The organism is Alteromonas sp. 1_MG-2023, from assembly GCF_030547075.1.
Lineage (GTDB): Bacteria > Pseudomonadota > Gammaproteobacteria > Enterobacterales > Alteromonadaceae > Alteromonas.
In genome coordinates, this window is record NZ_JAUOQH010000008.1 from 132,558 (window position 1) to 152,823 (window position 20,266).

Consider the following 20,266-nt stretch of genomic DNA (forward strand, 5'->3'; position numbering starts at 1 on the left):
TACGGGTGTTTAGGCTTGAAAAGCGTATTTTTACGGAAGAGACTTATAGTCTAGTAATACGATTTAAACTACACAAGCGATTAGTCGGAACAAAAAAATATTAATTGCATTTTTATATAACTATTTTGCTATTTTTCATTTCTATTCAGTGCTGACTATAATTAGCCTCTGAACTTTAAACTAAGCAAAGCCCAGATTATTTAGACTAATAAGGAAGTTATTGATGCCACATGTGTGTGTTATTGGCACCAGAGGAGTTCCTCATTTTGTAGGTGGAGTGGAAACAATTTGCCAAAAGCTTTATCCATTGATACTTATGGCTAAACCGTCGTACAAAATTACGCTTATCACCAGACTGCCTTACAAAAGTCAAGAACGTTACCAGTATGAGAAAGTCAATGTAAAAGTAATAAAGGCGCTTAAAATTTCTGGGTTTGAAACGTTTTTCCATACATTTATTGCGTTATGTTACGCCCGCATTTTTATTCATCCACAGATCATTCACCTTCATGGAATAGGGCCTGGTTTTTTTAGTTTATTTTCTCGTCTATTAGGGTTCAAAACCGTGGTTACACATCACTCCCCTGATTACAAAAGGCCCAAATGGAAATGGTACGCAAAGCTAATTTTGAAAATGGGGGAATTGTTTACCGTTCTATTTGCTTCAAGAATTATTTGCGTAAGCTCATCGGTAAAGGAAGAGTTAGATGTTCGCTTTCCGTTTTTGTTACGAAAACGCGTAGTTATCCGTAATGCCGGCTCACTACTTGAAAAACCTGCTCAAATAAAACAAGACGCGCTCTTGAAGGAGTTAGGATTAGAATCAAAGCAATACATTTTAGCGGTTGGCAGGTTAGACGCTACAAAAGGCTTTGATAACCTCATTGATGCCTTCTTAGCGTTGAAATCGACGAAGTTTAAGTTAGTAATTGTTGGCGACAATTACATTACTAATGATTATGTTAGAAAAATAACCCAACACCGAAGTGAGAGTATTATTTTTGCTGGTGCACATACTGGGGAAAATCTAGCTACAATCTACCGAAATGCGGCACTACTTGTTAATCCTTCGTTCATGGAAGGGTATTGCTTAGTAGTAGCAGAGGGGTTGTCAGCAAACACACCTATAGTGGCCAGTGATATTCCTGCCCACCGCGAGTTCAAACTCAACGAAGAGAGCTATGTTAAAAAAGGGGATGTGCCCGCCCTTACCGAAAAACTTAGTGCTGGAGATTATTCGATTTACAGAAGTACGTCAGCGGAATTGTTGCAATCGAACAATACTTGGGAGAAGAACGCTCACGAGCACCTTAAATTATTCAACTCAATGATTTAGTAACGTTTGTCGCAGAAATTGCCAATATTGATTAGCAATAGATTCTATAGAAAAGTCCTCGGCTCGCTTTCTTGCTCTTTTTGCGTAATCAGCGCGAATAGATTCTTTATTATAAACATTAAAAGCGCGTGTTAGTTCTGATGTGTTGTTCAGCGGCACTAGCAAACCATGTTTAGCTTCTGTCAGACTACCACTAACATATTGAGGGTCTTCATTTAATATTTCTGCGGGGCCTGAAGGGCAGTTCGTCATTATTACTGGTAAACCTAAAGCCATAGCCTCTAACAACGCGTTGGGAAAACCTTCATTCAATGATGCAGAAACGTAATATTTAGCTTTAGATACAATAGCGAATGGATTTTCAGCGTATCCAAGTAACAATACTTTTTCTTTCGCGTTTTTAAACTTAATGTAATTTTCAATTTCTTTTTTTTGCTCACCTTCCCCTAAAATACAAAGGGGAGCACTTTCGTTTGATGATAAATAAGCGTCAATAAGACCCTTTACGTTTTTACTTGGGGTTAGCCTTCCTGTGCTTATAACGAACGAGGTTGGCAAGATAAATTCAGGAGCTTTTTCGGAAAGTTGCTCTATTAAGGCAATGTTGTAAGGATTAAATATGGTTGTGGCTTTGATGCTTGGAACATTAAAATTTTCTACAAGGTCTTCTGTAACGCCAGTGGAAACACCAATTACAGCGTCAGCATAACGATAGGTGATTGAAGGTAGTATTCCTGCTAATAGTCGCTTTGCACTTTTAAATTGCCCATTCAAGTGGCTGCTAAGATGCATTCGTTCACATAAAATTGCTTTCCTATTTTTGGACGTTAATTTAAGTGCTGCATTAACCACATTGGCCCTAACAAGGAAACTAACACATAAATCAGGGTTAAACTCACGCTGAAGTCGCCTCAGACTAAGAAGACTGCTTGCTAAGCTTCTTCGACTATCTAATTGATGTAACGTAATATTTTCAGGGAGGGCTCGTATGATAGGTTCATCATCTAAAAGGGCGACATGTACATCAAAATCAGAGTAGAACGAAGGTTTACTCAATAAATTTACCAGTGCCCTTTCTGCACCACCATAGCCCATAGAATTTATGACAAACAAAATCCTTTTCACTAATTTTCCTTTTCCTTACTACTAAGTATCCACGTTGAATACATCATACAGAGGCTAATATTATTAATTAATCATAAATCCCGAAACTTGGTAGTTAAGAGTGTACTAGCATGCCTGTATATATTTAAGAAAATTCTATCTGAACATTTTTTGCTTTATTAAAAGTAATCCAAAAAAAATGATCATCACCACCCAAGTACTCGGCGAACTCACTCTAACTGCATTAACACTAGCCAGCGTAAAACCTAGCGTGGAATCAATATTACGCTCGAAGCCGCCAGTGGCAGGGTAAAAGCTCTCTCTTACGCGAAGGGTGCCGCTACCTTTCTGGTTATCATTAGTGAAGTCTAGGTCAATCCACGAAAACGGCTGCGAGAAGTCGGGCTGTTTATCAAATAGTTCTGTTTCTTCACTAAACACCAAAAAGTCATTAATTAAGTCAAAGAAATAAATGCTTAAGTTGTAAGTTAAAATGGTTTCGCCTGCCGAGGTTGTTTCTGAGATTCTCGCAAAATCGCCGAAAGATTCACCGTCGCCAATTGGGCCGCCGTCGTAATCGGGGCCGTTGTACATTTCAATAAATTCTTCTGGGAAATAGTCATCTTCAAAGGCGTTGTAAATGCCTTGATTGGCAAGGTTGTAAGTATTGCTACCTAGGGATAGTTGGGAGGTTAGTACCGGTAAGCCCGTTTCCTTTTGCCCCCACCAGTACCAGCCGGTTTCCAGTCTGCCCCGAACTTCTTTCGACAAATCTAAATTAAACGAACCGCTAATTGTTTGGCCAAGCAAGCTGGCTTCGTCAAACTCAGAATTAGCGTTGTTTTCTACACTGGAAACAAAGCCTGTGAAGTTAAATTGCATGAACGCAGAATGCGCGTTGTAGGAAATAAATAATAAGAGTACAGCTGCTATCTTAATAAGCATAAAAGTTCCTTTTTACACAAAGTGAAGGAGAATTTGATAACTGCAGAACTTATAATAAGCCTTGTATGAAATTTGTTCTATGGTTTATTTACCCAACCTTAAAACTATCTAAAGTCTTGTTTGCCACCCAAGTAACCCTGCATTCAACAACTTTTACTCTAGGTTGGTACAAAAATCTGCCAATATCAGCCATATAGGGTAGCGGTTATGTCTATCAGTCGTGTAAACTGTCGCCTTTATATCAGGCAAACCACAACTTAACGCACTATAGTTAGCCTAAACGGCGCTACGTATAATGCACGTGGTTATCCAGTCATCATGTCAATTGAGGAAAACATGGAGCTTGACGCTATTATCAATCAGGCAAAAGAACTGATTGACGCTGCACAAGATGCAGCCACTCTAGACCAAGTTAGGGTCGAATTCATGGGTAAGAAAGGTAAACTTACCGACTTACTTAAAGGGCTTGGGAAGTTATCTAACGAAGAACGCCCAGCTGCTGGCCAAAAAATTAACGTGGCTAAACAGCAAATTCAGCAAGCTATTTCTGCGAAAGGTGAAGCCCTGCGTAGTGAAGAGCTAAACAAGAAGCTTGCTGAAGAAGCCATTGATGTTACGTTACCGGGCCGTACTGAAGCGCCGGGCAATTTGCATCCGGTTAGCCGCACAATTGCGCGTATTGAATCTTTCTTTGGTGAGCTTGGTTTTGCAGTTAAAACCGGCCCTGAAATTGAAGATGGTTTTCATAACTTCGACGCTTTGAACATTCCGGCTAATCACCCAGCCCGTGCCGATCACGACACCTTCTATTTTAATCCAGACATGATGCTGCGTACCCAAACCTCGGGCGTGCAAATTCGTACTATGGAAGCTGAACAGCCGCCGCTACGTATAATCTCGCCTGGGCGTGTTTATCGTAACGATTACGATCAAACTCATACGCCTATGTTCCATCAGGTTGAAGGTTTGATGGTAGACAAAAACGTAAGCTTTACTGATCTTAAAGGTATTTTGCACGACTTCCTGCATCACTTCTTTGAAGAGTCGCTTGAAGTGCGTTTTCGTCCGTCTTACTTCCCGTTTACCGAGCCATCTGCCGAGGTAGATGTAATGGGTAAAAACGGCCAGTGGTTAGAAGTATTAGGCTGCGGCATGGTACATCCAAATGTACTTAAAGCGGTCAATATCGACCCTGAAGAATACACTGGCTTTGCCTTTGGTATGGGCGTAGAGCGTTTAACCATGTTGCGCTATGGCGTGAATGATTTGCGTTCGTTTTTTGAAAACGATCTTCGTTTCCTTAAACAGTTCAACTAAGGCAGAGAGTAAGCATGAAATTCAGTGAAAAGTGGTTAAGAGAATGGGTTAACCCTGCTTTGTCGGCTAACGAACTGTCTGAACAGTTAAGCATGGCTGGCCTTGAAGTTGATGGTGTTGAACCTGTTGCAGGCGAATTTAGCGGTGTATTAGTAGGGGAGGTGGTTGAATGTGGCCAGCACCCGAATGCCGATAAATTACGTGTTACCAAAGTAAACGTAGGTGACGGCGAGCTTCGCGATATTGTTTGCGGTGCGCCGAATTGCCGTGAAGGTATTAAAGTAGCCGTTGCTGTTGTTGGCGCGGTACTACCTGGTAACTTTAAAATTAAAAAAGCGAAATTGCGCGGCGAGCCTTCTATGGGCATGTTGTGTAGTTTTTCTGAGCTAGGTATTAGCGACGATCACGATGGCATTATTGAATTGCCAGCCGATGCCCCAGTAGGCACGAACATTCGTGATTACCTAGACCTAGACGATACGTCTATTGAAGTTGATTTAACCCCTAACCGAGCAGACTGCTTAGGTATTCGTGGTATAGCCCGCGAAGTGGGTGTGTTAAACAACTTAGATGTGTGCGAACCGGCTATTAGCCCTGTAGCGTCTACTATTAACGATAGCATTACGATTAACTTGAGCGCGCCTGAAGCGTGCCCACGTTATGTAGGCCGTGTGTTACGTAATGTGAATGTGGCCGCTGCTACGCCGTTATGGTTAAGCGAAAAGCTTCGCCGTTGTGGTATTCGCAGTATCGACCCAATTGTTGATGTAACCAACTTTATTTTAATTGAGCTTGGCCAACCTATGCATGCGTTCAACCTTGCCGCTATTGAAGGCAGTGTAAACGTGCGTATGGCAAATAAGGGTGAAACTCTTACCTTGCTTGATGAAACAGAAGCTAAGCTTAACGATGATACGTTAGTGATTGCTGATGATAATAAAGCACTTGCTATGGCGGGTATTTTTGGTGGTTTGCACTCAGGTGTAAATTCAGAAACCAAAGATATTTTGCTAGAAAGCGCCTTTTTCAGCCGCGATGCCATTATGGGCCGCGCACGTCAGTATGGTTTACATACTGATGCGTCGCACCGTTATGAGCGTGGCGTAGACTCGCAACTTCAACGTAACGCCATGGAGCGTGCTACAGCCCTTATTTTAGAAATTTGTGGTGGTGAAGCAGGCCCGGTAGTTGAAGCATGTGAAGAAGATAAATTGCCGCAACAAGCCAGTGTTTTATTACGACGTGATCGTTTAGCGCGTGTATTGGGTATAACCATTGACGACGGGCAAGTACTTGAAATGCTTCAACGTCTTGGATTAGACGTTACCCAAACTGGCGAAGGTTGGGAAGCGAAAGCACCTAGCTATCGTTTCGACATTGCTATTGAAGAAGACTTAATAGAAGAAGTAGCGCGTGTGTATGGTTATAACAACATTCCACATGTTGCACCAACTGCTGCGCTTTCTATGTTGCCTTCACAAGAAGCAGTATTACCAGTAAACAGTATGAAGTCGTTATTATTAAGCCGTGGCTATAATGAAGCGATTACCTATTCGTTTGTTGATCCTAAAGTGCAAAGTGCGCTATTTCCTGATGCGAAGAGCATGGTATTGCCGCATCCTATTTCATCAGACATGTCTGTGATGCGTGTAAGTTTGTGGCCTGGATTATTAGGTGCTACTGCTTACAACCAAAAGCGTCAACAAGGCAGAGTGCGTCTTTTTGAAACAGGATTACGCTTTATACCTCAACAAGATACGCCTAATGGTGTATTGCAACAGCAGGTTATTGGTGGTGTAGTAGCAGGGCGTCGTAACGAAGAACACTGGGATTTAGGCGATAGCCCAGTAGACTTCTTTGATGCAAAGGCAGATGTAGAGGCTTTACTAGCATTAACGGGTAAAACCGGTGAGTTTAGTTTTGTAAGTGCTCAGCATAGTGCGTTGCATCCGGGTATGACTGCAAAAATTTTGCTTAATGATGAAGAAGTTGGCTATATTGGTGCTATACATCCGCAGTTTACAAAACTGTTGGGTGTGAATGGTCGCGTATTTGTGTTCGAGCTTGAAGTAGAAGCTGTAACCGCACGTAAATTACCGTCTGCCGCGCCTGTATCCCGCTTCCCATCGAACCGCCGTGATATCGCTATTACGGTGAAAGATGAAGTGAGCGTAGGAAAGATTCTTTCTTACATAGAAGAAATTGGCGTAAATCAACTAGTTGGCTTAAACTTGTTTGATGTGTACAAAGGCAAGGGAATTGAACCTGGTTACAAGAGCCTTGCTTTGTCACTTCACTTACAAGATCCGGAAAAAACCTTGGAAGAAGCTGAAATTCAGCAGGCTGTAGATACTGTGGTTAAAGGTCTGGAATCTGAGTTTGAGGCCGCGTTAAGAGAGTAAACTATGGCATTGACCAAAGCCGAGATGGCTGAACACCTATTCGAAAAGTTAGGCATTAATAAACGTGATGCTAAAGATCTGGTAGAGCTTTTTTTCGAAGAGATAAAAGGCGCTTTAGAAGCTGGTGAGCAAGTAAAACTGTCAGGTTTTGGCAACTTCGACTTGCGTGATAAAAACGAACGTCCGGGCCGGAACCCTAAAACCGGTGAAGACATTCCTATTAAAGCGCGTAGGGTGGTAACTTTCCGCCCGGGTCAGAAATTGAAGAGTCGTGTAGAAAACTCTTCACCTATCGACCAGTAATCTACCGGTCGTTACAATACTGATAAAAGAGCGGGGCAACTCGCTCTTTTTTGTATTGCCCCTTAAAAACCAGTAACCTAGTTGCTGCGTTTCTTTTCATTATGTCTGGAGGAAAGTGTGTCTAAAGCGCTTCTCATCGTTGTTGCTGTTTTTGTTTGTATTGTTATTGCCATTGCGGGTTGGTTTGTTTATTTAGCTGAAGATACTAATCAGCGCGATCAAGTATCGGCGCAAGTTCCTGTTATCACGTTAATGGAAATTCTGCATGCCAGCGATTTGCAAGCTGGTGTTAAAGAGGCCGTTAAAAATGGCGACGAAGAAGCCATTAATACGTGGATGGAACAAGCGCAAGTAGTGGCTGAAGCCGGCTATTTAGCGCAAACTCATATTGAATACTTAGGTTCCCAGCAAGCCCAAGATTACGTGGTATTTAACGCTAAACGCCAGTTGTTTAATGAAGCGTTTGAGGCGCGTTACTATGCGCTTAAGGATATGGGTAACTTAAAAGAAGAATACCCTGAAGCGTATGATTTATATGACAGAACAGAAGCCTTGCTTGAAAAGCGTGATGCCATCATTGTTCAAATGGCAACGGCCATTTCTGGCACTTCACCGCCAAGTGAAGAGGCGTTAAACGAAGCCAAACAACGCTGGTTGGCCCGTGCTGAAGATGAGTCGCTGTCGCTTACTATAGACCAGCCAGAATAAGCCCAAACTAGGCATAGCGGAAACTGAAAACGCGTTATAAGAAAGCTAAAAGCAAGCCTGAAGCCTTATTTTGTTAGCTCGCACTTGCAGTAATATCAGCGGCTTTCGCTTGGGTTAAGCTTATTAAATGCTGCGGGGTGATTTCCAATTCTAACCCCCGCTTGCCCGCACTTACATAAATTACGTCGTGCTGTAACGCGGTTTCGTGCAATACGGTAACTAAGCGTTTTTTCTGCCCTAATGGGCTAACCCCTCCCAATAAATAACCGGTACTGGCGGTTACTGCGTCGCTAGGTGCCATGGTGATTTTTTTCACGCTTAGCACTTTTGCTAATTTCTTTTCGCTTAGCTTAGTGTTTACTGGCACTAAAGCCACGGCCAGCTTACTGGCTTCATCACTGACTACCAGCGTTTTAAATACCGCATTGGGGGCAAGACTTAGCTTTTCGGCTGCCTCAAGACCATAAGAGGGCGCATTGCTTTCGTGATCGTACTTTAAAATAGTATGCGCAATGCGCTTTTTCTTTAATAGCGTAATAGCGGGTGTCATAAGGCTACTCCTTATCCTTCGGATACCACTGGCGTAAGTGAATAAGCTTGCCGGGTAATAATGGCGTAGCAGCTTGGGTGGCGTAATCCTCAAACCCAGCTTTGAAAAAGGGCGAAAGCGGGTGACCAGACTGGGCACCAGGTAACGTAAGAATGGCATCGTCTAAATGACCTGGGCTTACAAAGAAACGTTCGGAAGCCCCAAATGTAGGTGACTGTACTGCGGGCATGTACGTATCACCAAAACCTTCTACCTTATCCATATTAAGCTTATGGCCTACGAATGGAATTTGCGCTGAAAACGGGTGTTTTACCATGAGTGCATTAACACTGCCCCAGCGTAGGTCATCCATATTTGCTTCAATAGGTGAGTACTTATCTAATAGTGCGTGTTTCGCGCGGCGATAGGCATCAACAAGTAAATCATTGAAAGAGCCTGTGCCCTCGGGTAACCAACTGTCTGGCTGAGTGTGAATAAGTTGCCATACCGCAGGCTCTATACCGCGAAGTAGCGAGCGGCTTTCTACCCCTTGCTTATCGATACTGGCAAGTATTTTACCAAATAGCTGGCTGACTACTTCTTTACGAAAGTGTTTTACTAGGGTGTAACCTACAGAGTCTTCGCACGCGCATTCTCCCCATGTACGTAAGTAGGCAAGGTCGGCTTTAAATTCAATATTATCGTTTAGCAGTAAGCCCGATAATAACTGCTGCCACGGAATAAGAAATTGCGCATGGTTGTCTAGCTGAATGGCGTAGAAGTCGTTTTCGTTGAAGGTGTCTTTTTCAAACAGGCGATCTCTAATTTGTTGGCTTCTAGCACCTAAGGCATAACCACCATCACCTAATCTTGCTATATCATCGGCAGCAATAACCCTTGCGTTGGCTGTCCATATTCTATCGCTGCTAGGGTTTATTACTACTGGAAGGTTGGTGCTGCGGGCGGGTGTATACGATGCAGGTGTTATGTCATTAGCATTGATTGCGGTAAACGAGGCTTGTTGTCTATCCATTACTGCGCCGCCCGGTAGCCATGCTGCGCTGCCAGTATCATCCACTATCACCATATTTTGGGTGGGAATAGCAATGTCTTTACCTACTGCAATGGCGTCGTGTACCGTGTTGGCTGTGCCTAAGTCCACAATCGAAAGATTTACCGCAAAAGGGTGGTGGGCCACCCAGTTCAAAGCGTAACGCTTGCCGTCTAGGTGTTTAACAGGGCCGTACTGGCTAATTTCAAGTTGAAAGGTATGCGACACCTCTTTGCTTACAATGACTTCGTCTACCATTTTGGTAGGTGTATCGTCGGAAAGTAATATCCAATCAAGGTTATCTAGGTTCGCGTTAGTGAAGCCCCACGCCACTTTATTATTGGTGCCGACTATTACTCCTGGTAACCCAGGTAGTGAAACACCAGTCACCGATACAGCTTGGTTTGAGTTAACTTGATTTGTGCCAGCTTGATTTGAGCTAAAAGGATTTGAATTAGCTTGGCTTAAATTGGTTTGCTTTAGGTCTGTTTTCTTTGTGTCGAAGTAGTTTAGCTGGGTGCGATACCAAATAATGGGAACGCGCAAACCTAGATGCATGTCGTTAGCCAGTAAGCCGCTTCCTGTCGCGGTTAAGTTTCCGGTAACCGCCCAGTTGTTACTGCCAATGTCTGGTAACTCTGCGGCATTGTAATAGCTTAGTGTATTGTTTTCTGTTCTGGGGCCGCCGTTATCAGTAGTGTTTACAGAAACGCCATCAGAACCGCTATCAGAACTGATATCGGAATCTGAATTATTAGATTTGTCTTTGGTTTTTTCTGTATCCGCTGAATTGGTATTATCTGTAGCCTTTGGGATATCGGAAGTGTTGATGTTTTCGATTTCTGAAATATCTGCATTGTCAGTCGCGCTTTCGATTTCTGAAGTGCTGCCAGTAACCGAGGTTTTGGCTTCTTTGGAAGAGTTCTTAGTTTCAGAGGACCCAGTTTCGTCAGTAGAGGTACTACCATCATTAGGTAAACTTTCTTGATTGGCTGAGTCAACGCTAGGAGTCTCAGCGGCGTCAATTGGCATGCTTTCTTTCGATGGATCATTTTCTTCAGTCGGCTTAATTTCTTCAATCGAGTTATTTTCTTCAACCGAGTTGCGTTCTTCAGTCGAGTTGCGTTCTTCAATCAAATCGTCTTCGTTAGGCAAATCAGCTTTTTCGTGTGAAGTGCTGTTTTTATTTATTGTTTTTTCTTCAGGCGAAGCGCTCGTTTCAGGTGAAGCACTCTCACTCTGCAAATCACCAGTAGGTGCATCGTTATCTTCTGAAGCGGCATCGTTTTTCACTTCGTCATTGGCATCAGTAATGTCTGAATCTTCAAGAGGAGCGCTTTTGTTAAGAGGTGCGTTGTCTTTTATAAGTGTATCATCAGGCTCCATCGCTGGTGTACCTAGCGAAGCAGGGTATACGGGGGCTTCAGCACTGGAATACGGAATTATGCTGCCATCCAAGGCTGCTTGATGATGACTAGGTTGGGTAATGAAAGCATATAAATCATCGCCATAGGTTTCTTTTAACGCGGTGCGGGCAAGATCAATTTCAATTTGGCCACCTTGTAAATCAAGGTACATGCTGTACGCCACTAAAATACTGTCGGTAGGCTGCCACGGCTCAAGGGTTAACCCAGCTGCCACGTATTCAAAAGGGGGAACAGTATATTCATCTAGTGCTGCGTTTACGCCATGGGAGTAACTAATAAGCAGTTGTTGCTGCGGTAATGGCAAGGTGTCGAAAACTTTTACAGCGCGCTGTGAAAACTGGTGGAAGCGGGCGCCCTTATCAATTTCTAGCGCAACATCGCCTACCCATTCAGATAACCGGCCCGATGCGCTTCTGCGCTGTAAGTCCATTTGAAAGAAACGGTCTTGGCCATGGGCAAAGCCTAAGGCGTAGGCTGCATCAAATTTATCTTGTGCAGTGATAACCCCTTGGCCCATGTTGTCACGCTCAAGGGTAACAGGGGCGGCAATGCGAGACGTAGCCTCGTTACCGTCTAGGGTAGGTAAACTGAGGTACAAGGTTAAATACACGCCGCCTAGTGCTAAAATGACTAATGCAATTGCACCTAAAACCAACCACTTAATCCAATTTAACACGTGTATTACTCCGTTTTTTTCTCTATCCTAACCACACTACATACAAATTTGAAGTGATGTTTTATGACACGTTTGCGAGAAACACTATGGGCCCGTTAATGCTAGATTGTCAGGCAGAGCGTTTATTGCCTGAAGAGAAAGAAAAACTAGCGCATCCGGTAGTGGGCGGTGTCATATTATTTAGCCGTAATTTCTACGATTGCGAACAACTGACGCAGTTGGTGAAAGAGATTCGAGAAAACGCCAGTAAGCCTTTATTAATAGCGGTAGATCACGAAGGGGGCAGGGTTCAGCGCTTTCGTGAAGGGTTCACCAAATTACCTGCCATGGGTAAGCTAACAGGCTTGGTACAGGCGCACGCTACGGGTAAAGACATTCACTGGTCAGAATTGGCTGAAGTAGAAGAGACTGTAGTCAACGAAGCCACGCTAGAATTGGCTAAAGCGTGCGGCATAATTATGGCCCACGAACTAAAGCAAATAGACATCGATTTTAGTTTTGCACCTGTGCTTGATATTAACGGCGTGTCGAAGGTAATTGGCGACAGGGCGTTTGCCGAAAACGCTGAAAAAGTGATTCCATTAGCCAGCGCGTTAATAGAAGGCTTACAAGTTGCCAATATGCCAGCTATCGGAAAACATTTTCCTGGGCATGGTAGTGTGGCACCAGACTCTCACGTGGCATTACCCATAGACGAAAGACCCCTTGAAGAAATTAAACAAACTGATATGGTTGTTTTTGAAAGATTAATTTCTAAACAGTTGCTAGATGGTGTAATGCCAGCGCACGTTATTTATTCTCAAGTTGATAGCAAGCCAGCCGGTTTTTCCGAGCATTGGTTACAAAAAATATTACAGCAAGACTTGGGGTTTAACGGTGCGGTGTTCTCTGACGACCTGTCTATGCACGGTGCCAGTGTTGCCGGAAATTATGTCGATCGTGCGATGGCGGCATTATCGGCAGGTTGCCATATGGTATTGGCATGTAATAACCCGAAAGGGGCGGAATCTATTTTAGATGCGTTGCCTCATTCATCAAATTCTTTCGAGGCTTTAACCTCACTTTATGGGCGCAAACCCGCTGTGCATGCCAGCGCAGCTTATAAAAACGCATTAAAGGTGTTGTCGCGCTATGGAACCGGTTAAACCGAAACTAATAATAATATCCTTAGTTAGCGCAGTTGCTCTGTATGGAGTGCTGTTGTTTTCAGGTCTGTCACATATTATGGCCATTAGTGCGGCCATTACTGTGCTGGTGGCCATGCTGTGGGTTACCGAAGCGCTGCACATAGCGCTGCCCGCTCTCATTCCCTTCTTCGCCTTTCCTATGGCAGGGGTTATCAGCTATCAAGAAGCCGCATCCGCGCTAGGTAACCACGTTATCTTGTTGCTGATGGGCGCCTTCATGCTGTCTAAATCGCTAGAGAAATCTGGCGTGCATAAACGTTTAGCGGTGTACCTTATTCGGCTAACTGGCGCAAACAGTGCCCGTAGGCTGGTGTTTGGCTTTATGTTTACCTCGGCCATATTAAGTATGTGGATTTCAAATACCGCCACCACGCTTATGTTACTGCCCATTGCCCTTGCCATTATTCACGCTTCTAACTCGCCTAAATTAGGTGTGGCGGTGTTATTGGGTATTGCTTACGCTGCTAGTGTAGGCGGCGTGGGTACGCCTATTGGTACGCCACCGAATATTATTTTCATGAGCGTTTATCAGCAAACTACAGGCACGGAAATTAGCTTTATAAACTGGATGAAAACCGGTGTGCCTATTGTGTTAGTGGCATTGCCGTTAATGGCACTATGGTTAACGCGACATTTGAAAGGCGAAAAAACCGGTGCTTTACCGGAAGTTGGCCCATGGCGAAGTGCTGAAGCACGTGTGCTGTTTGTATTTAGTTTTGTAGCCATGGCGTGGGTATTTAGGCCTTACTGGACAGCATGGTTTGGCATGGACTTCGTAGGCGACAGCACCATTGCGTTAGCCGGAGTAGTACTAATGTGTGTTATTCCTAACGGCGAGCGTGAAACTACGCCTTCTGGTAGCAAACAAGGCTACTTGCTTGACTGGAATACTGCCCAGCAAATTCCGTGGGGAATGTTATTGGTGTTTGCTGGGGGCATTTGTTTGGCTCAAGCGTTTACCGCATCGGGCTTAAGTGAATTACTAGGGCAGGGCTTAACAGGCTTGGCGGTGTTACCTTTGTTCTTGCTGGTATTAGTGCTTTGCTTGTCGGTAAGCTTTGTTACCGAAATTACATCGAATACAGCCACCGCTACCTTGCTGATGCCTATATTGGCCAGTGCGGCTGTGGCCATAGATGTCGATCCACTAATACTAATGATGCCAGCTGCTATTAGTGCCAGCTGCGCGTTTATGATGCCAGTGGCAACGCCCGTCAATGCCATTGTGTATAGCAGCGGCGAACTTACGGTGAAAACCATGGTGCGCGAAGGCGTAGTGCTAAATATTATTGTGGCGTTTGTGGTAACCGGTGGCGTGCTGTTAACGCGAACTTAATCCGAATTTAGCCGGTACTTAACCCCCCATACTTAACCAGAACTTAGCCCGTACTTAAACGGCTACTTCATCGAACCCTGCTTCTGCATTTAGAAAACGGGCGAAGGTAAACAAGTAATCAGACAATCTGTTTAAATAAGCGGGCACTACAGCGGGAACGTCGTAGTGTTTAGTCAGCACGATAACGGCTCGTTCTGCACGTCGGCATACGGCACGGCATACATGGCTTTGCGCAGCCGCTTTACTGCCACCTGGAAGCACAAAAGTAGTTTGCGGGCCTAAGGTGGCTGTCATTTTATCAATATCGCTTTCAAGTTTGGAAATGTCGTCTTGCGTAAGGGTAGAGCTTGCTGAAATAGCAAAGCCGGCTTGAAACAAGTTGCGCTGAATGGCGTAAAGGTCGTCTTTCAAGTGCACGGCTACCATAGAAGCCAACAGCCCTAAGTGGCTATTAAGTTCATCTATATCACCATAGCTTTGTACTACTGCATCGTCTTTTTCTACTCTTACTGCTTTGTCTGCATATATCTGTGTGCTGCCTTTGTCACCTGAACGGGTATAAATTTTCATGCTGTTTTGTTATTCCTTGAGTGCTTTTTTAAAAGCTCAGTATTTGAAAACATAGTTCAAGAGCTGTGTCTTAAAGAGTATTGTGTTCAAGCGGCTTTAACTTCAAAAGCTTAGTCTTCAAAAGCTTAGTCAAGCACTTAGTCTCAGGTGCTGGGTCTTCAAAAGCCTAGTCTTCAGGTGCGTTAGGGCGTTTATAACGGCGAATTTGCACTACCATGCCAAATAACGGGTGGTCGAAATAATGAAGCTGATTACTAATCACTCGGCGCTGTTCACTAAAAGGTAACGACACCAATTGATATTCTGGCGTAGCGTTTACATTGCTGCTATCAGTACGACTAGTGCTGCTTGTCGAGCTGGATGCTGTCTGCCCCTCTACAGGAATAGGCTGGCGATAGAAAAGCTCGCTATCGATATGCAAATAGGGCACACGGTTAATGTATTTTAAAAATACTTTTATGTTGCCATCTACTTTCCAAATAGGTGCACGAAATGCTGCACTTATATTGCTTTCATCGGCATCGTCGATAACATCGGCGTTATCTAGTGCTAGCAAGTCTTTAAATAAAATCGGGGTTGGAGATGCTAACCGAGCGTCCAAGTCGTAAAAGAAATCGCTGGACATGCTGTCGGTGCTGGTGGAATTGGTACTAGCTTGGTTGTAACCCATTCCACTTGCCATGCTTTCATCTGAATAATTTTCATTAGCCAAGCTGCCATTGAAGCTTGGCTGTTCGTTTAGCTGCTGGTTTTGCTGTTTGTTGTAAAGGCTCTGATAGCTATTATCGCCAAAGCTATTTGTGGTGCCATTGCTAGAGCCCGAGTTCGAACCAGGGTTTGAATCTGCGCTTGAGCCTGAATCAACGTTATTTTGGCTTGAATTAGCGTAGCTGTCGCTAGCAAATCTCATTGGTGGCACGGGTGGGCGCTGGACGCCATCTTGATCAAACTCATCAGAGAAGTTGTTACCGGCAAATAGGCGAACGTTAAAGGCTTCGTCTTTACCGAATTTAACTGGCTGACGCCAAGTAACATGTAACAAGCGCGTTAGGTCACGATTTTGCCTAATTTGGCGCGATAAAGACGCCATTTCTTGCTCATTTTTAGTTAATAAATGGGCATGGCTTGCGTAAGGCCAATCATTACCTTCAGGGGTAATGGGTAGCTCTTTGGGCGCTGGTAAGCGGTTGTCAGGGCGATGAATATGCCATTTACTGTCGTAATAACTCAACCAAGGTTTATGCACCACACAGTACGGCTGGTTCGGTACCCTAATGGTTTCTGTTTTATCTAAACCTAAAAACTCAGCCCAATAACCGGCTATTTCTTCTGCCGATAAGCCGTTATCTACTGATGAATTTAATTCGTCGGCGAAATTGGTTTGGCTAGAGCTAAGTTGACTCGAACTAACACGTCCAGCATAAGCATCATTCGATGGGAACTGCTCTATAGCCGCATTGGGATAAGCACCGGAATGCGCGGGCTTTTGGCTGGTGGTTCCCATTGCATTGGTCGTTTCAGACGATTCAGACGAGCCATAAGGCGTGTTTGTTTCAGCTGAAGCGCTCGCAAAGTAATCGAATTCTGGCCACTCAAGGGCGTTGGTTTCACCACAAACTGCAATGCCTTGTTTCAGCATGCTAATGTCTGGGGTAATTACCGCACCAATTACATCGGCATCTGTGGCAGGTACGGCAAGGGAATCAGCTAAGTCGAACTGCTCTTCAAGGGCAGACATTGCCACCTTTCTTTCAAAAACAATGACTTCAACATCGAACCACCAGTCGTCATTTGCCAACGACGGGGTAGAAGCCAATACAGCAAGTAGTGGGCTCCAACGAAAAAACCTCATGTTATCGCGACTCCTTTGCAAGGTCGGCAATGATATCGCTAATAAACGCAATACGCGCTTTTGCAGTATCAGTCTGTTTAACTAATCGTAGTTTCTGGCTGCCTTCAAATTTGAAGGTATTTGGCTTGGTTTGCACAAGCTGAATAATATAGCCAGGGTCAACCTTGGTGGTATCTGTAAACTCTATGGTACCGCCTTGTGCTGACAAGTCTACTTTAAGCACGCCTATGGCTTCTGCTTTTATTTTTATTTCGGCTACTTCTACTAAGTTTTTAGCAGGTTCTGGTAGTAAACCAAAGCGGTCGATACATTCTACTTGGAATTCGTCTATATCGTCTTGGTTTTTACAGCTCGCTAAACGTTTATATAGCGACAGCCTTGTGTTTACGTCGGCAATATAGTCATCGGGCAGTAGAGCAGGAATACGAAGTTCTACTTCGGTGTGGCCTGCCATAGCATCATCTAGTGAAGGCTCTTTACCTTCTTTCAGTGATGTTACTGCTCTATCTAGCATATCCATATAAAGGCTAAAGCCAATGCTGGCAATTTGGCCTGATTGGTCGTCGCCCAATAATTCACCCGCGCCACGAATTTCAAGGTCGTGGGTGGCTAACGCAAAACCTGCCCCTAAGTCTTCAAGTTTAGAAATGGCGTCTAAGCGCTTGGCGGCGTCTTTAGTCATCCGTTTGGGATGCGGTGTTAATAAATATGCGTAAGCTTGGTGATGCGAACGACCCACACGGCCACGCAATTGGTGCAATTGGGCTAGGCCTAAATGATCAGCACGGTCCATAATAATGGTATTAGCGCTTGGTACATCAATACCGGTTTCAATAATGGTGGTACACACCAACACGTTGTAGCGCTGGTGGTAGAAGTCGCTCATCACGCCTTCAAGTTCACGTTCGCGCATTTGGCCGTGGCCCATGGCAATACGCGCCTCGGGTACAATTTCAGCAATTTCTTCGGCAGTTCTGGCTATGGTATCTACTTCGTTATGAAGGAAGTACACCTGCCCACCACGTAGAATTTCACGCATTATCGCTTCACGAATGGTGGCTTTATTGCGTTGTTGCACAAAGGTTTTAATTGATAAGCGTCTTGCAGGCGCAGTAGCAATAATTGATAAGTCGCGCATGCCCGACATGGCCATATTCAACGTACGAGGAATAGGCGTAGCGGTAAGAGTAAGAATATCTACATCGGCGCGAAGTGATTTTAGTTTCTCTTTTTGGCGTACCCCGAAGCGATGTTCTTCATCTATTATCACTAAGCCCAAATCGCTGAATTTAATGTCGTTCGACAATAGCTTGTGCGTGCCTACAACAATGTCTACTTTGCCTTCGCTTAGGCGCTGCATGGTTTCTTTTTGGCCTTTCGCGCTAACGAATCGGCTCATGACTTCAATTTCAAATGGCCATGCGGCAAAGCGATCTTTAAAGTTTTCGTGATGCTGCTGAGCAAGTAGGGTAGTGGGCACCAAAATAGCCACTTGTTTACCTTGGTTCGCAGCTAAGAATGCTGCGCGCATGGCTACTTCGGTTTTACCGAAACCTACGTCGCCGCACACCAGTCTGTCCATGGCGTGTGGGCTACCCATGTCGTGAATAACCGCCGCAATAGCTTGCGCCTGATCCGGCGTTTCTTCAAACGGGAAACTGTCGGAGAATTTTTGGTAGTCGTCCCAGTCAATATTGTAAGCGAAGCCAGGCTTGGCAGCACGGCGTGCGTATACATCAAGTAATTCAGCAGCCACATCGCGTACTTTTTCAGCCGCTTTTTGTTTTGCTTTGCTCCACGCATCAGAGCCTAACGAGTTAAGCGGTGCATGATCGGCATCGCCACCGGTATAACGAGAAATAAAATGTAGCGACGCAACAGGCACATAAAGTTTGGCCTGCTTGGCGTACTCAATACACAGATATTCAGTGGTAACACCGCCAGCATCAAGGGTTTGCATGCCAATATAACGGCCCACACCATGATCTAAATGCACAACGGGCTGACCGGTGGTTAGCTCGGCCAAGTTTCGAATAATGGCGCTTTCATCGGTAGCTGAGCGTTTATCACGGCGCCTGCGTTGGCTTACCTTATGGCCTAATAGCTCGGTTTCGGTGATAAACAGCAATTCGCCTTTATCACTTCGCCAGTTAAAGCTATTTTCAACCATGCCCACGGTAATACCGATGTTGTCGCTGGCACTCAAAAAAGAATTGAACGACTCGGCCGCTTTGGGCTTAATGCCCGCTTTTTGCAGAACAGTAAGTAGCCCTTCACGTCGGCCTTGGGTTTCAGCGCAAAATAGAACTTTAGCGCCGCGCTTTTTGGCATTGTTTACTGTGGCAATTAATTGTTCAGCCGGCACTTTCTTTTGGGTGTTAATAGCAATGTCGTCAAGCTTGTCGCAGCCTAAGTTAAAACTGCCTGGCTTTTCTTCAATAACGGCTTTGCTCAGGGTTACCCGAGGCCACTGTTTGATTTTGCCGAACAAGGTGTTTATAGGTAGAAATAATTCTTCCGGTGGCAATAACGGCCTTGCTGGGTTGTATCTGTGTTGTTCGTAGCGCTCTTGAATATCTGCCCAGAAAAACTCACTGGCTTCTTGCACATCACCGTGTAACAACAGCACACTTTTAGGGTGCAGGTAATCGAACAAGGTAGCGGTTTTATCAAAAAACAGCGGTAGGTAATATTCAACACCGCTAGGCATGGTGCCTTTAGTGACTTGAGAAAACACCGACTCTGAGGCGTTGTTCGCATCGAACTTTTCTAAAAAGCGCTGGCGGAAAAGAGTAATAGATTCTTTATCGGTAGGGAATTCTCGTGCGGGTAGCAGCTTAATTTTTTCAACCGCATCGCCAGAGCGCTGGGTTTCCGTATCGAAAAAGCGGATAGAGTCTACTTCGTCATCAAACAAGTCAATACGAAATGGCTGGTCGCTACCCATAGGGTATAAATCGATAATACTGCCGCGCACCGAAAATTCGCTGTGGCTCATTACTTGGCTAACATGTAAGTAGCCCGCTTGCTCTAAATTACGTCTGAATTGGTCTCTATCAAGGGTGTCTCCCTTGTTCAGCATCAACAAATATTTTGCGAGGTAATCGGTAGGTGCCAACCGTTGCATTAACGTGTTTACCGGCACAATGAAAATGCCATTTACCTGCTGGGTAAAGCGGAATAAGGTTTCTAAGCGCTGGGATACAATATCTTGGTGCGGCGAAAACGAATCGTAAGGCAGGGTTTCCCAATCGGGGAATACCGTAATAGGTACGCTAGGCTCACCGGCTTGGCCGCTTGGCATAAAAAACGCCAACTCTTTTTCTAGTTTTAGCGCCGAGGGTGTGTCGGCTGTTACCAGCACTATAGGGCCGTTGTATTGGGCTTGTGCTTGAGTAATGCACAGTGCGGCGCTGCTGCCTTGTAACTGACCCCATTGCTTGTGGTCTTGCACAGAGGCGGATTTTTTCTGGGTCGGCAAAGGCAAAGATAAAAGAGTTGCTGTCATGTCGTCCTATAAACT

General features: G+C 44.6%; 14 protein-coding genes. 7 read left to right on the plus strand and 7 right to left on the minus strand.

Annotated elements, in window-relative coordinates; translation table 11 throughout:
- Positions 1-223 precede the first annotated feature (223 nt).
- Positions 224-1,336, plus strand: a complete 1,113-nt coding sequence (locus Q4561_RS10605; protein ID WP_303460090.1) for a glycosyltransferase family 4 protein — start codon at positions 224-226, stop codon at positions 1,334-1,336.
- On the opposite strand, the gene Q4561_RS10610 is transcribed toward Q4561_RS10605, so the two are convergent.
- Positions 1,325-2,461, minus strand: coding sequence for a glycosyltransferase (locus tag Q4561_RS10610; protein ID WP_303460092.1), 1,137 nt, complete (start codon positions 2,459-2,461; stop codon positions 1,325-1,327). The two genes, Q4561_RS10605 and Q4561_RS10610, sit on opposite strands and share 12 nt — an antisense overlap.
- Positions 2,462-2,596: 135 nt before the next feature.
- Positions 2,597-3,385 (minus strand): hypothetical protein, encoded by a 789-nt coding sequence (locus Q4561_RS10615; protein ID WP_303460095.1) that lies wholly within the window; start codon positions 3,383-3,385, stop codon positions 2,597-2,599.
- 336 nt (positions 3,386-3,721) lie between these two features.
- Between Q4561_RS10615 and pheS the strand changes: the two genes are divergently transcribed.
- The 4 genes from pheS (at position 3,722) to Q4561_RS10635 (ending at position 8,115) form a co-directional block, all read left to right on the plus strand.
- Positions 3,722-4,702 (plus strand): phenylalanine--tRNA ligase subunit alpha, encoded by a 981-nt coding sequence (gene pheS / locus Q4561_RS10620; RefSeq protein ID WP_013784552.1) that lies wholly within the window; start codon positions 3,722-3,724, stop codon positions 4,700-4,702.
- Between the two features lie 14 nt (positions 4,703-4,716).
- Entirely contained in the window at positions 4,717-7,104 is a 2,388-nt protein-coding gene (pheT, locus tag Q4561_RS10625) for a phenylalanine--tRNA ligase subunit beta (RefSeq protein ID WP_303460097.1), read from the plus strand.
- A 3-nt stretch (positions 7,105-7,107) separates the two neighbouring features.
- Positions 7,108-7,407, plus strand: a complete 300-nt coding sequence (gene ihfA, locus Q4561_RS10630; RefSeq protein ID WP_013784550.1) for an integration host factor subunit alpha — start codon at positions 7,108-7,110, stop codon at positions 7,405-7,407.
- A 117-nt stretch (positions 7,408-7,524) separates the two neighbouring features.
- A complete protein-coding gene (locus Q4561_RS10635) occupies positions 7,525-8,115 on the plus strand; it encodes a hypothetical protein (RefSeq protein ID WP_303460100.1) in 591 nt (196 codons plus the stop codon).
- Between the two features lie 73 nt (positions 8,116-8,188).
- On the opposite strand, the gene ybaK is transcribed toward Q4561_RS10635, so the two are convergent.
- Both ybaK and Q4561_RS10645 read right to left on the minus strand, forming a co-directional pair.
- The gene (ybaK, locus tag Q4561_RS10640) at positions 8,189-8,665 is read right to left on the minus strand and encodes a Cys-tRNA(Pro) deacylase (RefSeq protein WP_303460103.1); all 477 of its coding nucleotides are present in this window, start codon (positions 8,663-8,665) and stop codon (positions 8,189-8,191) included.
- 4 nt (positions 8,666-8,669) lie between these two features.
- Entirely contained in the window at positions 8,670-11,798 is a 3,129-nt protein-coding gene (locus Q4561_RS10645; protein ID WP_303460106.1) for a penicillin acylase family protein, read from the minus strand.
- A 98-nt stretch (positions 11,799-11,896) separates the two neighbouring features.
- On the opposite strand from Q4561_RS10645, the gene nagZ reads away from it, so the two are divergent.
- Together nagZ and Q4561_RS10655 are read left to right on the plus strand one after the other, a co-directional pair.
- Positions 11,897-12,943, plus strand: coding sequence for a beta-N-acetylhexosaminidase (gene nagZ / locus Q4561_RS10650; protein ID WP_368411528.1), 1,047 nt, complete (start codon positions 11,897-11,899; stop codon positions 12,941-12,943).
- Positions 12,930-14,321, plus strand: a complete 1,392-nt coding sequence (locus Q4561_RS10655) for an SLC13 family permease (RefSeq protein WP_303460111.1) — start codon at positions 12,930-12,932, stop codon at positions 14,319-14,321. Before nagZ ends, Q4561_RS10655 begins: the two co-directional genes overlap by 14 nt.
- 54 nt (positions 14,322-14,375) lie before the next feature.
- Here Q4561_RS10655 and Q4561_RS10660 read toward each other — a convergent pair whose 3' ends face one another.
- The 3 genes from Q4561_RS10660 to mfd form a co-directional block, all read right to left on the minus strand.
- Positions 14,376-14,891 carry a cob(I)yrinic acid a,c-diamide adenosyltransferase gene (locus tag Q4561_RS10660; RefSeq protein ID WP_303460114.1) on the minus strand — a complete coding sequence of 172 codons (516 nt, stop codon included), beginning with the start codon at positions 14,889-14,891 and terminating at the stop codon, positions 14,376-14,378.
- A 166-nt stretch (positions 14,892-15,057) separates the two neighbouring features.
- Positions 15,058-16,743: a CsiV family protein gene (locus Q4561_RS10665; RefSeq protein ID WP_303460115.1), complete on the minus strand. Its 1,686-nt coding sequence runs from the start codon at positions 16,741-16,743 to the stop codon at positions 15,058-15,060.
- Between the two features lies 1 nt (position 16,744).
- Positions 16,745-20,251, minus strand: coding sequence for a transcription-repair coupling factor (mfd, locus tag Q4561_RS10670; protein WP_303460118.1), 3,507 nt, complete (start codon positions 20,249-20,251; stop codon positions 16,745-16,747).
- Between the last annotated feature and the right edge of the window lie 15 nt (positions 20,252-20,266).